Here is an 11,949-nt window from a genome sequence, read left to right on the forward strand (position 1 = left end):
GGGGGGCGGCCGCCCCCCGGGGGGGGCGGGGGGGGGGCGCCGCGCCCGGCCCCCCCCCCCCCCCCCCCCCCCCCCCCCCCCCCCCCCCCCCCCCCCCCCCCCCCCCCCCCCCCCCCGGCCCTGTGCGGCTGTGTGACCCGGCTGGGTCAGGTTCGTTGTCTGCGGCTGCCGCGGAAGGACTGCCAGGCCATGTCGCCGAGGGCGACGACGGCCACGGCGCCCGCCAGTTGCAGCAGATGGCGGATCCAGTCAATGCCCTTGGTGTCCTCCACACCGATCCAGCCGGCCACGGCGTTGCCGAGGATGCTGCCGAGGATGCCGAACACGGCCGTCAGCCAGAGCGGGATGTCCTGCTTGCCCGGCAGGATCGCTCTGGCGATGACACCCAGCACCAGTCCCACGATGATTGCCCACAACCAGCTCATTTCGCCTCCTCGTACGGCGCGGAGTGCGCGTCCGCCCAGTCTCGGCCCGCCGTCCGGGCGGCGCATGCCCGGTTGGGCCGTTCGAGGGACCCGGCCCGCCCCGCGCACCGTCCGAACCCTCCTCGTACGGCGTGCCCCGGTCTCCTGCCCGGCCGGTGCCGGGCGTACCGTGGATGCGGCCCGGTCCGGGAGCGTCCGGCGACGAGATCTGGTGGTGGAGCATGCTGCGGAAGAGCGCGGGTACGGAGGTCATCCGGATCACGGGCGCCCGTCAGGGGCTGACGGACGATGTCCGCGGCCGACAGCGACGTTATGTGATCTCGATGTCGGTGCGCACGGTGTCGGTGGTGCTGGCCGCGGTGCTGTGGAACGTGGAACGGCATGTGGCGATCGTGGCGCTGGTGCTGGGGGTACTGCTGCCGTATGTGGCGGTGGTCATCGCCAACGCGGGCCGTGAGAACGTGACTTCGCTGCCGACGACGTTCGTGCAGATGCCGCTGCGGCCGGAGGTGGAGGCCGCTCCGGTGGCCGGTACGGCCGAGTCCGGGGACTTCGAGGAGCCGTCCGGCAGGGCCCGGCCGCCGCACGAGCACACCTGAACCCTGGCGCCCCGCGAAGCTCAAGAAATGCTCAGATCAATCATGACGTTCCGGTGCACCGCACCCCGGTCGCCGTGACATACTTCGAAAGCGCTCCGCATCCCCCGTCGGAGCGACGGACCGACGCCGGGCAGCTCCCCCCGTGGCTGCTCGGCGTCGCCCTTTCTCCGGCCGGGGATGCGTCAGAAGGCTCGCGGAACACCTGACTTAGGCTGGGTCACGTGATCTTTTCCGAGACGTCCGCCGAGAGCCCCACCGGCGCCCCGCTCTGTTCCGCCAAGGGCTGCCGGTCCGCCGCCGTGTGGGTGCTCGCCTGGAACAACCCCAAACTGCACACGCCCGAGCGGCGCAAGACCTGGCTGGCCTGCGACGAACACCGGGAGCACCTGTCCTCGTTCCTCGGTGTACGGGGCTTCCTCAAGGACGTTGTGGCACTGGAGGACTGGGAAGCCGGGGACGGCAAAGAGACCGAAGCCTGAGCCGGGGGACCTTGGTCCTCGGGCCGTGGGGGACTCGGCCCTTGATCCTCAAGGCTGAGGCTCCGCAGCCCGGGCCTCAGCCGCCGATCGCCGACATCGGGCGGTCGGGCTGCAGGAAGGACGGGTCGTCCAGTCCGGAGCCCGCCTTCTTGCCCCACATGGCCGTCCTCCAGAGCTGGGCGATCTCCTCGTCGGGCGCGTCCCCGCGCAGTGCTCCGCGCAGGTCCGTCTCCTCGCGGGCGAAGAGGCACGTGCGGACCTGGCCGTCCGCGGTGAGCCGGGTGCGGTCGCAGGCGCGGCAGAACGGGCGGGTGACGGAGGCGATCACGCCGACGCGGTGCGGGCCGCCGTCGACGGTCCAGCGCTCGGCGGGGGCGGAGCCGCGGGACTCGTCGCTCTCGGCGGTGAGGGTGAAGCGGGTGCGCAGCGAGGCCAGGATGTCCCCGGCGGTGATCATGCCGTCGCGCTTCCAGCCGTGCTGGGCGTCGAGCGGCATCTGCTCGATGAAGCGGAGCTCGTAGTCGTGGGCGACGGCCCAGGCGAGCAGCTCGGGAGCCTCGTCGTCGTTGAGTCCCGGCATCAGGACGGAGTTGACCTTCACCGGGGTGAGCCCGGCCTCGCGGGCGGCCTCCAGGCCGTCCAGCACGTCCCGGTGGCGGTCACGGCGGGTGAGGGTCTTGAAGACGTCGGGGCGCAGGGTGTCCAGCGAGACGTTGACCCGGTCGAGCCCCGCGGCCTTGAGGGCGGTGGCGGTCCGCTTGAGTCCGATGCCGTTGGTCGTGAGCGACATGCGGGGGCGCGGGGTGAGCGCGGCGCACTGCTCGACGATGGAGACGAGGCCGGGACGCAGCAGGGGCTCGCCGCCGGTGAAGCGGACCTCAGTGATGCCGAGCGAGGTGACGGCGATACGGATCAGGCGCACGATCTCGTCGTCGGAGAGCAGCTCGCTCTTGCCGAGCCACTGAAGGCCCTCTTCGGGCATGCAGTAGGTGCAGCGCAGGTTGCACTTGTCGGTGAGTGACACGCGCAGGTCGGTGGCGACCCGGTCATAGGTGTCGATGAGCACGGTGATCCCTCCCCCGGGGTGTCCGCGGTGGTGCGGTCGCTCTTCTCGGTCCGTCGCCCCTGCCGGGTCGTCGCCTCGTTGGAGGTGTCGGCCCTTCGCGGTTCCGGTATGACCGAGCCTACGTGAGACCGCTGACATCGGGGCGGCCCGTTTGCCACGAGGCGCGGCCGGGCCGCGTCGTAGGACTCTACGACGCGGCCCGGCCGCCACGGGTGGCCGATGAGCCGAAGGGCCCGCCGGCGATGGGCCGAGGGAGGGCCTTCCGGTGTGCTCAGTGGGCTCCGACGCCGGTGAGGGACTTGACCTCCAGCTCGGCGTACTTGTCCGTGTCGGGCTTCTCCTTGGAGAGCAGCGAGCCGACCCAGCCGAGCAGGAAGCCGAGCGGGATCGAGATCAGGCCGGGGTTCTCCAGCGGGAACCAGGCGAAGTCGACGCTCGGGAACATCGAGCTGGGCTTGGAGGAGACGACCGGCGAGAAAAGCACCAGCAGGACGGAGGAGGCGAGGCCTCCGTAGATGGACCAGAGGGCCCCCTGCGTGGTGAAGCGCTTCCAGAAGAGGCTGTACAGGATCGTCGGCAGGTTGGCGGAGGCGGCGACCGCGAAGGCCAGGGCGACGAGCCCGGCGACGTTCAGGTCGCGGGCGAGTGCGCCGAGGCCGATGGAGACGACGCCGATCGCGACGGTGGCCCAGCGCGCGGCGCGGACCTCTTCCTTCTCGGTGGCCTTCCCCCTGCGGATGACGTTGGCGTAGATGTCGTGCGCGAAGGACGAGGAGGAGGCGAGGGTGAGTCCGGCGACGACGGCGAGGATGGTGGCGAAGGCGACGGCGGAGATCACCGCGAGGAGGATGGCGCCACCGGTGGATCCGGAGCCGCCGCCGATCTCCAGTGCGGCGAGTGGCGCCGCGGTGTTGCCCGCCTTGTTGGAGGCGATGATGTCGCCTGGCTTGAGGATCGCCGCCGCGCCGAAGCCGAGCACGATCGTCATCAGGTAGAAGGCGCCGATGATGCCGATCGCCCAGTTCACGGACTTACGGGCGGCCTTGGCGGTGGGCACGGTGTAGAAGCGGATCAGGATGTGCGGCAGCCCCGCGGTGCCGAGGACCAGAGCGATGCCGAGCGAGATGAAGTCCAGCTTCGAGACGTTGTCGACGCCGTACTTCAGACCGGGCTCCAGGAAGGCCGAGCCCTTGCCGCTGTTGCTGGCGGCGGTGCCGAGCAGATCGGAGATGTTGAAGTTGAACTTCAGCAGGATCAGGAAGGTGATGAGCAGGGTGCCCGCGATGAGCAGGACGGCCTTGACCATCTGCACCCAGGTGGTGCCCTTCATGCCGCCGATGGTGACGTAGAGGATCATGAGCACGCCGACCAGGGCGACGATCAGGACCTTCCCGGCGTCGCTGGTGATGCCGAGCAGCAAGGAGACGAGGACGCCCGCGCCGGCCATCTGCGCCAGCAGGTAGAAGATCGAGACGACGATCGTGGACGTGCCGGCGGCGGTGCGGACGGGGCGCTGGCGCATCCGGTAGGCGAGGACGTCGCCCATGGTGTAGCGGCCGGAGTTGCGCAGCGGTTCGGCGACCAGGAGCAGGGCGACGAGCCAGGCGACGAGGAAGCCGATGGAGTACAGGAAGCCGTCGTACCCGAAGAGGGCGATGGCCCCGGCGATGCCGAGGAAGGACGCGGCGGACATGTAGTCGCCGGAGACCGCGAGTCCGTTCTGGAATCCGGTGAACTGGCGGCCGCCCGCGTAGAAGTCGGAGGCGCTCTTGGTCTGGCGGCCCGCCCACACGGTGATGAAGAGGGTCGCCACGACGAAGGCGCCGAACAGCGTGATGATCAGCGGCCGGTGCTCGCTCGCTCCCTCGGTGGCGGCGAGCTGGACGGCGGGGTAAAGGGCGTGGGCGGCGCTCACAGGTCGGCCTCCATACGGGACTTGATCGCGTCGGCCCTGGGGTCGAGCTTGGTGGCGGCGTGCCGGGAGTAGAGCCAGGCGATGAGGAAGGTGGTGGCGAACTGGGCGAGTCCGAGGACGAGCGCGATGTTGATGTTGCCGACGACCTCGGTGGCCATGAATCCGCCCGCGTAGTTGCAGAGCAGGACGTAGAGCAGGTACCAGGTCACGAAGGCGATGGTCAGGGGGAAGGCGAAGGAGCGGTGGGAGCGGCGCAGGTCGGCGAAGTCCGGGCTCGCCTGCATCGCGACGAACGCCTCGGTGGTGGGCTGGACGGGGCCGGTGGGCGATGTGCCCTCGGGCGGCGGTGCATCGGTAGCCACGGAATCTCCTCGCGACGTGGGTGCGGTGGTCTGGGGGACGGTGGGTGTCAAGGGAAGCCTCGTTACCGGGGGACGGCCATGTGCCTCCTGGACAACGGCACGGAGGGCACGACGAAGCGGTTCACCGTGTCTTTCGCCTTCTCGGAGGTGTCGCGGTGCACCCGGTTGCCCGGAAGCCGGCCGTTCACATTCGTCCGCACAGGTCACTCTTCGAACTAACTTGCCCGTAAGCGTTGATGCACCGGGATGATCAGCGATAGCTTCACTCGTCATGTACGCGACCGAACACGCCAGGTGTCCGGTCGTTCGGCACGGATGATGTGGAGAACCCATGGCTCATCTGGCATCAAGACGGACCCGCGCACTCGCGATTCCCGTCGGACTCGCGCTGACCGCCTCGCTCGGCTTCCTGCCGACGGCGACGGCCACGGCGGCGCCCACCGGCGAGCAGGCCTCCGCGAGCGTGCGGACCGACGGGCCGAAGCTGTCCTACGTGGTCAACACCCGGGGCGGCCACGGCACCGTCAAGAACGTCAAGAAAGCGATCGCCAAGGCCGGCGGCACGGTCGTCATCGCCTATGAGCAGATCGGCGTCATCGTCGTCCACTCGCAGAACCCCGCGTTCGGCGAAACGATCCGCCGGGTACGCGGTGTGGAGTCGGCGGGCGCCACCCGCACGAACCCGATCGTCCCGCAGGCCACCAAGGACGTCGGCGCGATAGCGCAGCCGCTCACCGCCGAGCAGGCGGCGGCCGCCGCCGCGGACGCGAAGGCCGGCGAGGACCCGCTGGAGCCCCTCCAGTGGTCGCTGCCCGCGATCAAGGCGGACAAGGCGCACCAGAAGACGCTGGGCTCGAAGAAGGTGACGGTCGCCGTCATCGACACGGGCGTCGACGACACCCACCCGGACCTGGCCCCGAACTTCGACAACGGCGCCTCGGCCAACTGTGTGTCGGGCGCTCCGGACACCACCGCCGGCTCCTGGCGCCCGGCGGCGGGCGAGAGCGACCACGGCACGCATGTGGCGGGCACCATCGCCGCCGCGAAGAACGGCGCCGGCGTCACCGGCGTCGCCCCGGGCGTGAAGGTGTCGGGCATCAAGGTGTCGAACCCGGACGGGTTCTTCTACACCGAGGCCGTCGTCTGCGGGTTCCTCTGGGCCGCCGAGCGCGGCGTCGAGGTGACCAACAACAGCTATTACACCGACCCGTGGCTGTTCAACTGCAAGAACGACCCGGACCAGGGCGCCCTGGTCGACGCTCTCACCCGCGCCGTGAAGTACGCGGAGCGCAAGGGCACGGTCAACGTCGCGGCGGCCGGGAACTCCCGCAACGACCTGGCCTCCGACGCGATCGTGGACCAGAGCAGCCCGAACGACAGCGAGACGGTCACGCGGACGATCGACCCGAGCGCCTGCCCGGACATCCCGACCATGCTGCCGGGTGTCGTGACGGTCTCCGCGACGGGTGCGAAGGGCCTGAAGTCCTCTTACTCGAACTACGGCAGGGGCATCATCGACGTGGCGGCCCCGGGCGGTGACTCGACGGTCTACCAGACCCCCGAACCGCCGGCCGTCAACGGGCTGATCCTGTCGACGCTGCCGGGCGGCAAGTTCGGCTACAAGGCCGGTACGTCGATGGCGTCCCCGCACGTCGCGGGCGTCGTGGCGCTGATCAAGTCGAAGCACCCCTACGCCTCGCCGGCCGCGGTGAAGGCGCTTCTGACGCTCCAGGCGGACGCGAAGGCGTGCGGTGAGCCGTACGACATCAACGGTGACGGCGTCATCGACGCGGTCTGCGAAGGCGGCAGGAGCTACAACGGCTTCTACGGAGCCGGAGTGGTCGACGCGTTGGACGCGGTGCGCTGGTAGGCACCCGGCCGAGCAAGCAGCGGGGGCCCGGGGAGGACGTTCTCCCCGGGCCCCCGCCCCGCCTCGGGGCCCTACGGCGTGATGAGCACCTTCAGCGCGGTCCGCTCGTCCATCTCCTTGTAGCCGACGGGCACCTCGTCCAGGCCGATCGACCGGTCGAAGACGGGCGACGGGTCGATCGTGCCGTCCAGCACGTCGGGGAGCAGCTCCGGTATGTACGTGCGTACGGGGGCGACGCCGCCGCGCAGGGCGATGTTCCGGCCGAACATCACGCCGAGGTCCACGCCGGTGGCGCTGCCGTGCGGGACGCCGACGTAACCGATGGAGCCGCCGTCGCGGACGATGTCGAGGGCCGTGCGCATCGACTGCTCGGTGCCGACGGCCTCGATGACGCTGTGCGCGCCCTGGCCCCGGGTCAGCTCGCGGACGGCGGCGAGGGCGGCCTCACCGCGTTCGGCGACCACGTCGGTCGCGCCGAAGCGGCGGGCGATGTCGGTGCGTGCGGTGTGGCGCCCGAGCGCGATGACGCGCTCCGCGCCGAGCCGCTTGGCGGCGAGCACCCCGCACAGGCCGACCGCGCCGTCACCGATGACCGCGACGGTGCTGCCCGGCCCGACGCCCGCGCCGACGGCGGCGTGGTGGCCGGTGCCCAGCACGTCGGAGAGCGCCAGCAGGGCGGTGAGCAGGCGGTCGTCGGATGCGGCGGCGGCCGGGAGCTTGACCAGGGTGCCGTCGGCGTGGGGGACGCGGACGGCCTCGCCCTGGCCGCCGTCCGACTGCGCGCCGTCCGGGCCGACCGAGCCCCAGAAGCCGCCCTCGGGGCAGGAGGTGGTGAGGCCCTCGGCGCAGTAGGTGCAGGTGCCGTCGGACCAGACGAACGGGGCGACGGCCAGATCGCCGACGGCGAAGCCGTTCACCCCGGGGCCGGCCTCCTCGACGACGCCGAGGAACTCGTGGCCGATGCGCTGACCGGACCGCCGGGCCGACTCGCCCCGGTAGGCCCACAGGTCGCTGCCGCAGATGCAGGCCCGCAGGACCCGGAGCACCACGTCGGTGGGCTGCTGGATCCCCGGGTCCGGCACCTCCTGCACCCGGATGTCGTGGGGGGCGTGGATGACGGTGGCGCGCATACGTTCGGGGTCCTTGCCGGTCTCAGACGCTGGTACCCGGTTCACGGTACGCCCCGGTTCGCCCGGTTCCCCCGGCCGGGGCGGCCGTGAGCACCCCGAGGGTCAGGAGGGCCTGGGCGGCGATGTAGGTGAGCATGACCCAGAAGTCGGGGGCGGGCGCCTGCGGCCATTGGGCGATGCCGGTGGCGATGAGGGCGTCGGAGATCAGGAAGAGCGCCCCGCCGGCCGCCGCGTACCGGCCGAGCACGCCGGCCCGCCAGGCCACGGCCGTGAGCAGCAGGCTGTAGCCGGTCAGCGGGATACGCAGGTCCGCCGGGAGGTCCGGCCAGATCAGCACGAGGAAGACGACCAGGACGAGGGCGTATCCGGCGCCCGTGGCCAGCGGCGCACAGGCCCGGGCGCGGCCGAACAGCGCCAGGTAGCAGACATGGCCGACGGCGAAGGAGCCCATGCCGACGAGGAAGGCCAGGTCGCTGTCGGCGAGGAGGAAGACGTCGCCGCCCCACCCGAACAGCAGGGCCGCGACGAGCAGCCGGGGCCCGCCGCTCAGTGCCGCGTACCCGGCGAGCAGCGGCATCAGCAGCGGCTTGGCGATCAGGTGGACGGTCTCGGCCCCGGCGATCAGCCCGGCCAGGTCCACCGCGGCGGCGAGGAGGAAGGCGAGGAGCACGGGGCGGGCGAAGCGCTCGGCTCCGCGGGTGCGCGCGGGGCGCGAGTCGGTGGCGCTCACAGGGCGCGTTCCGGGGCGGAGGTCTCCATGGACACGGGCACCGGTTCTCCGGCCGCGACCGCGGCCCCGGGCCCGGCCTCTGCCTCGGCTCCGGCCCCCGCCTTCGGCGTCGGCTGCCAGCCGGGCCCGCGAAAGACCCGCCCGGCCCGCTCGCTCCAGGTGTCGGCGGCCCGGACGTCCCGGGCGATGGCGGCGTACTCATGGGTCGCGACGCGCAGCGGGTTGTGGGTGGAGATGTTCTTCGTGAGCCCGTAGACGGGCCGCTCGGTCTCGGCCGCGAAGGACCCGAACATCCGGTCCCAGACGATCAGGATCCCGCCGTAGTTGCGGTCCAGGTAGCCGCCCTGGGAGGCGTGGTGGACGCGGTGGTGGGAGGGCGTGTTGAGGACGTACTCGAAGGGGCGCGGGAGCTTGCCGACGCGTTCGGTGTGCACCCAGAACTGGTAGACGAGGTTGGCCGATTGGCAGAACGCGAGCGCCGCCGGGTGCACCCCGCAGGCGATCAGCGGCAGGTAGAAGGGCCAGACCGTCGCGGAGGTCCAGGGCTGGCGCAGCGCGGTGGTGAGGTTGAACTTCTCGCTGGAGTGGTGGACCACGTGGCAGGCCCACAGGATCCGGATCACGTGGTGGCCGCGGTGGGACCAGTAGTAGAAGAAGTCCTGGGCGAGGAGCATCAGCGGGACGGTCCACCACAGCACGGGCACCCGCAGCGGCGTCAGTTCGTGGACGCCCATGTAGATCGCCAGGATGGGGATCTTCCACAGCAGGTCGAAGCCGAGGCTGCCGATGCCCATGGTGAGGCTGGTGGCAGTGTCCTTGGTCCCGTACCCGGCGGCGTCCTCGTCCGGGTGGAGGCGGTAGCTGACCATCTCGATCACGGTGAGCAGCACGAAGGCCGGTATTGACCACAGCACGACATCGGGCAGGTTCGGCTCCATGCGAGCACCGTAGGGCCGCGCGTCGGCGAGGGCTAGACGTTGTTACCCACAAGTATGCGAGACCTGGCGTCAGCAGTCTTTGGCACTTTCTGCCAATCAGAGGCGTTGCAGGCCCGGTGAGTTGCGCAGGTCCCGGCCGTGCGTCGCCCCCGCCCCCGCCCGGCCGAATAGGGGACTGTCAGTCGCGGCCCGTATTCTCTGTGACCATGCTCGACGACCTCCAGACAGCCGCACCGTGGCCGACCGCCTACCCCCAGGGGTACGCGGTCGTCGACGTGGAGACCACCGGACTCGCCCGCGACGACCGGATAGTGTCCGCCGCCGTCTACCGGCTGGACGCCCAGGGCAATGTCGAGGACCACTGGTACACGCTGGTCAACCCGGAGCGGGACCCCGGCCCCGTCTGGATCCACGGGCTGACGAGCGATGTCCTGGAAGGCGCCCCGCTCTTCCCGGAGGTCGCGGCCGAGCTCTCCGAGCGGCTCACGGACCGGGTGCTCGTCGCGCACAACGCGGCGTTCGACTGGTCGATGATCGCCCGGGAGTACGCGCGAGCGTCGGTGGTCGCCCCGGTCGAGCACCGGCTGTGCACGATCGCGCTGGCCAAGGAGCTGCGGCTGCCGCTGCCCAACCACAAGCTGGCTTCCCTCGCCGCGCACTTCGGCGTCGTACAGCAGCAGGCCCACCATGCCCTGGACGACGCCCGGGTGCTGGCCGAGGCGTTCCGGCCGAGCCTGCACGCCGCGGCCCGGGGCGGGGTGCGGCTGCCCTTGCTGGAGTGCCGTCCGCTGACCGAGTGGTCCGACTCCCCCGTCGCCCCGCGCGTCGGCTATCAGCCCTCCCGGCAGCAGAACAGCTGGCGGCCCTCGCGCAAGCGCCCGGCCTGCCCGTATCCCAATCCGGGGCGGTACGAGAAGGAGAAGCCGCTCCAGCAGGGGATGCGGGTCGCCTTCTCCGGGGACACCTCCATCGACCGGGAGCTGCTGGAGGACCGGGCGGTGGAGGCCGGCCTGCACGTGGCGACCAGCGTGTCGCGGCTGACCAGTCTGCTGGTGACCAACGACCCGGACGCGGCCACCTCCAAGACGCAGAAGGCGAAGGCCTTCGGGACGCCCATCCTGGAGGAGAGCGCCTTCACCCATCTGCTGCGCGACGTGGCCCCCGCCGGACCGTCAGGAGGGACGACTCTGCCGCACCAGGCCCCCGCACCGTCATCGGAGTGAACCGGGCGCGACTCGCCCGGCAGCCGCTCGCCCGGTGGCCGCCGGGCGTCCCACCCTGTGGCGCATGGCACGTTGTGAGGTTTGCGGAAACGACTACGGCATGTCCTTCGAGGTGCACGCGCAGGGCGCGGTGCACGTCTTCGACTGCTTCTCCTGCGCCATCCACCGCATGGCGCCGATCTGCGAGCACTGCCGGGTCCAGGTGATCGGGCAGGGCGTCGAGGTCGAAGGACACTGGTACTGCGGCGCCCACTGCGCCCGCGCCGAAGGGAAGGCGGGCATCGTGGACAAAGCATGATGGAACGCCCCGCAGCCGGCACGCTCCGGCGGCACCCCTGAGTGCCGCACCCCATGACCCCGGTTGTACGGTCATGGGGTGTACCGCTTCCTGTTGACCCGGCAGTGGGTGATCCTCACCCTGCTCGGCCTCGCGCTGATCCCGACGATGATCGAGCTGGGTTTCTGGCAGTTCCACAAGCACGATCACCGGGTCGAGCAGAACGGGCTGATCTCCCGGAACCTCGACGCGCGGCCCGTCCCGGTCTCCGAGCTCACCTCTCCCGGACACACCGTCCCGCGCTCGGACTACTGGCGGACGGTCACCGCGACGGGGACGTTCGACACCGAGCACGAGGTGGTCGTCCGCCGCCGGACCTCGGACGACGACCGCATCGGCGTCCATGTCCTGACCCCGCTGGACCTCAAGGGCGGCGGCACCGTCCTGGTCAACCGCGGCTGGGTGCCGGCCGCGCCGAACCAGACCGCCTTCCCCGACGTGCCGCCCGCGCCCCGGGGCGAAGTGACCGTCGCCGGCCGCCTCAAGGCGGACGAGACGACCGGCAGCAGCGGCATCAAGGACCTGGCGGGACTGCCGGACCGGCAGGTGATGCTGATCAACAGCGACCAGCAGTCCCAGCTGCTGTCCCGGACGGTCCTCGGCGGCTACATCGAGCAGACCGCCCCCCGGCCGACGGGGGATCTGCCCGAACAGATCGCCTCCCCCGACGACAGCTCGATCGGCCCGCACATGGCCTACGCCGTCCAGTGGTGGCTGTTCGTCGCCGCCGTCCCGGTCGGCTGGATCGTTCTCGTACGCCGTGAGAAGCGCGACCGCGAGCAGGCCGCGGCCGAGAACGCGACGGCCGACGCCCCCGAGCAGCCGGCGCCGGCGAGCGCCTGAGACGTCCGACACGGCGTCGGACGCCGGATGGC

The 11,949-nt window shown here is 71.1% G+C and carries 13 protein-coding genes; 6 read left to right on the forward strand and 7 right to left on the reverse strand.

Annotated elements, in window-relative coordinates:
- Positions 1-146 precede the first annotated feature (146 nt).
- Positions 147-425 carry a GlsB/YeaQ/YmgE family stress response membrane protein gene (locus ACIRJT_RS35390; protein WP_371622736.1) on the reverse strand — a complete coding sequence of 93 codons (279 nt, stop codon included), beginning with the start codon at positions 423-425 and terminating at the stop codon, positions 147-149.
- A gap of 221 nt (positions 426-646) precedes the next feature.
- On the opposite strand from ACIRJT_RS35390, the gene ACIRJT_RS35395 reads away from it, so the two are divergent.
- Both ACIRJT_RS35395 and ACIRJT_RS35400 read left to right on the forward strand, forming a co-directional pair.
- Positions 647-1,024, forward strand: a complete 378-nt coding sequence (locus ACIRJT_RS35395) for a DUF3099 domain-containing protein (protein WP_403917745.1) — start codon at positions 647-649, stop codon at positions 1,022-1,024.
- A 221-nt stretch (positions 1,025-1,245) separates the two neighbouring features.
- A complete protein-coding gene (locus ACIRJT_RS35400; RefSeq protein ID WP_403917748.1) occupies positions 1,246-1,503 on the forward strand; it encodes a hypothetical protein in 258 nt (85 codons plus the stop codon).
- A 76-nt stretch (positions 1,504-1,579) separates the two neighbouring features.
- Here ACIRJT_RS35400 and moaA read toward each other — a convergent pair whose 3' ends face one another.
- The 3 genes from moaA to ACIRJT_RS35415 all read right to left on the reverse strand — a co-directional run bounded on the left by moaA (position 1,580) and on the right by ACIRJT_RS35415 (position 4,846).
- Positions 1,580-2,569: a GTP 3',8-cyclase MoaA gene (moaA, locus tag ACIRJT_RS35405; protein ID WP_403917751.1), complete on the reverse strand. Its 990-nt coding sequence runs from the start codon at positions 2,567-2,569 to the stop codon at positions 1,580-1,582.
- Between the two features lie 271 nt (positions 2,570-2,840).
- Positions 2,841-4,484, reverse strand: coding sequence for a cation acetate symporter (locus ACIRJT_RS35410; protein WP_403917752.1), 1,644 nt, complete (start codon positions 4,482-4,484; stop codon positions 2,841-2,843).
- Complete coding sequence (locus ACIRJT_RS35415) at positions 4,481-4,846, reverse strand: DUF485 domain-containing protein (protein WP_403917755.1); 366 nt, start codon at positions 4,844-4,846, stop codon at positions 4,481-4,483. Before ACIRJT_RS35415 ends, ACIRJT_RS35410 begins: the two co-directional genes overlap by 4 nt.
- A 331-nt stretch (positions 4,847-5,177) precedes the next feature.
- On the opposite strand from ACIRJT_RS35415, the gene ACIRJT_RS35420 reads away from it, so the two are divergent.
- Positions 5,178-6,716 (forward strand): S8 family peptidase, encoded by a 1,539-nt coding sequence (locus ACIRJT_RS35420; protein ID WP_403917757.1) that lies wholly within the window; start codon positions 5,178-5,180, stop codon positions 6,714-6,716.
- Positions 6,717-6,787: 71 nt separating this feature from the next.
- Here ACIRJT_RS35420 and ACIRJT_RS35425 read toward each other — a convergent pair whose 3' ends face one another.
- The 3 genes from ACIRJT_RS35425 to ACIRJT_RS35435 are packed head-to-tail and all read right to left on the reverse strand — an operon-like array spanning position 6,788 to position 9,514.
- The gene (locus tag ACIRJT_RS35425; protein ID WP_403917759.1) at positions 6,788-7,846 is read right to left on the reverse strand and encodes a zinc-dependent alcohol dehydrogenase family protein; all 1,059 of its coding nucleotides are present in this window, start codon (positions 7,844-7,846) and stop codon (positions 6,788-6,790) included.
- A gap of 22 nt (positions 7,847-7,868) precedes the next feature.
- Positions 7,869-8,576: a lysoplasmalogenase gene (locus tag ACIRJT_RS35430; protein ID WP_403917762.1), complete on the reverse strand. Its 708-nt coding sequence runs from the start codon at positions 8,574-8,576 to the stop codon at positions 7,869-7,871.
- Positions 8,573-9,514 (reverse strand): sterol desaturase family protein, encoded by a 942-nt coding sequence (locus ACIRJT_RS35435; protein ID WP_403917764.1) that lies wholly within the window; start codon positions 9,512-9,514, stop codon positions 8,573-8,575. The genes ACIRJT_RS35430 and ACIRJT_RS35435 overlap by 4 nt, the downstream gene beginning before the upstream one ends.
- Before the next feature lie 200 nt (positions 9,515-9,714).
- Here ACIRJT_RS35435 and ACIRJT_RS35440 point away from each other — a divergent pair, with 200 nt between their 5' ends.
- The 3 genes from ACIRJT_RS35440 to ACIRJT_RS35450 all read left to right on the forward strand — a co-directional run bounded on the left by ACIRJT_RS35440 (position 9,715) and on the right by ACIRJT_RS35450 (position 11,917).
- Entirely contained in the window at positions 9,715-10,737 is a 1,023-nt protein-coding gene (locus ACIRJT_RS35440) for a DEDDh family exonuclease (protein WP_403917766.1), read from the forward strand.
- Between the two features lie 64 nt (positions 10,738-10,801).
- Positions 10,802-11,035 carry a hypothetical protein gene (locus ACIRJT_RS35445; protein ID WP_403917769.1) on the forward strand — a complete coding sequence of 78 codons (234 nt, stop codon included), beginning with the start codon at positions 10,802-10,804 and terminating at the stop codon, positions 11,033-11,035.
- A gap of 78 nt (positions 11,036-11,113) precedes the next feature.
- Positions 11,114-11,917 (forward strand): SURF1 family protein, encoded by an 804-nt coding sequence (locus ACIRJT_RS35450; protein ID WP_403917772.1) that lies wholly within the window; start codon positions 11,114-11,116, stop codon positions 11,915-11,917.
- Positions 11,918-11,949: the final 32 nt, after the last annotated feature.

Source organism: Streptomyces sp. NPDC102283 (assembly GCF_044766265.1).
GTDB lineage: Bacteria > Actinomycetota > Actinomycetes > Streptomycetales > Streptomycetaceae > Streptomyces.

Excerpts from the sequence above, each read along its gene's own strand:
- ACIRJT_RS35390 (WP_371622736.1), bottom strand. The coding sequence starts at position 425 with ATGAGCTGGTTGTGGGCAATCATCGTGGGACTGGTGCTGGGTGTCATC.
- ACIRJT_RS35395 (WP_403917745.1), top strand. The coding sequence starts at position 647 with ATGCTGCGGAAGAGCGCGGGTACGGAGGTCATCCGGATCACGGGCGCC.
- ACIRJT_RS35420 (WP_403917757.1), top strand. The coding sequence starts at position 5,178 with ATGGCTCATCTGGCATCAAGACGGACCCGCGCACTCGCGATTCCCGTC.
- ACIRJT_RS35425 (WP_403917759.1), bottom strand. The coding sequence starts at position 7,846 with ATGCGCGCCACCGTCATCCACGCCCCCCACGACATCCGGGTGCAGGAG.
- ACIRJT_RS35435 (WP_403917764.1), bottom strand. The coding sequence starts at position 9,514 with ATGGAGCCGAACCTGCCCGATGTCGTGCTGTGGTCAATACCGGCCTTC.
- ACIRJT_RS35445 (WP_403917769.1), top strand. The coding sequence starts at position 10,802 with ATGGCACGTTGTGAGGTTTGCGGAAACGACTACGGCATGTCCTTCGAG.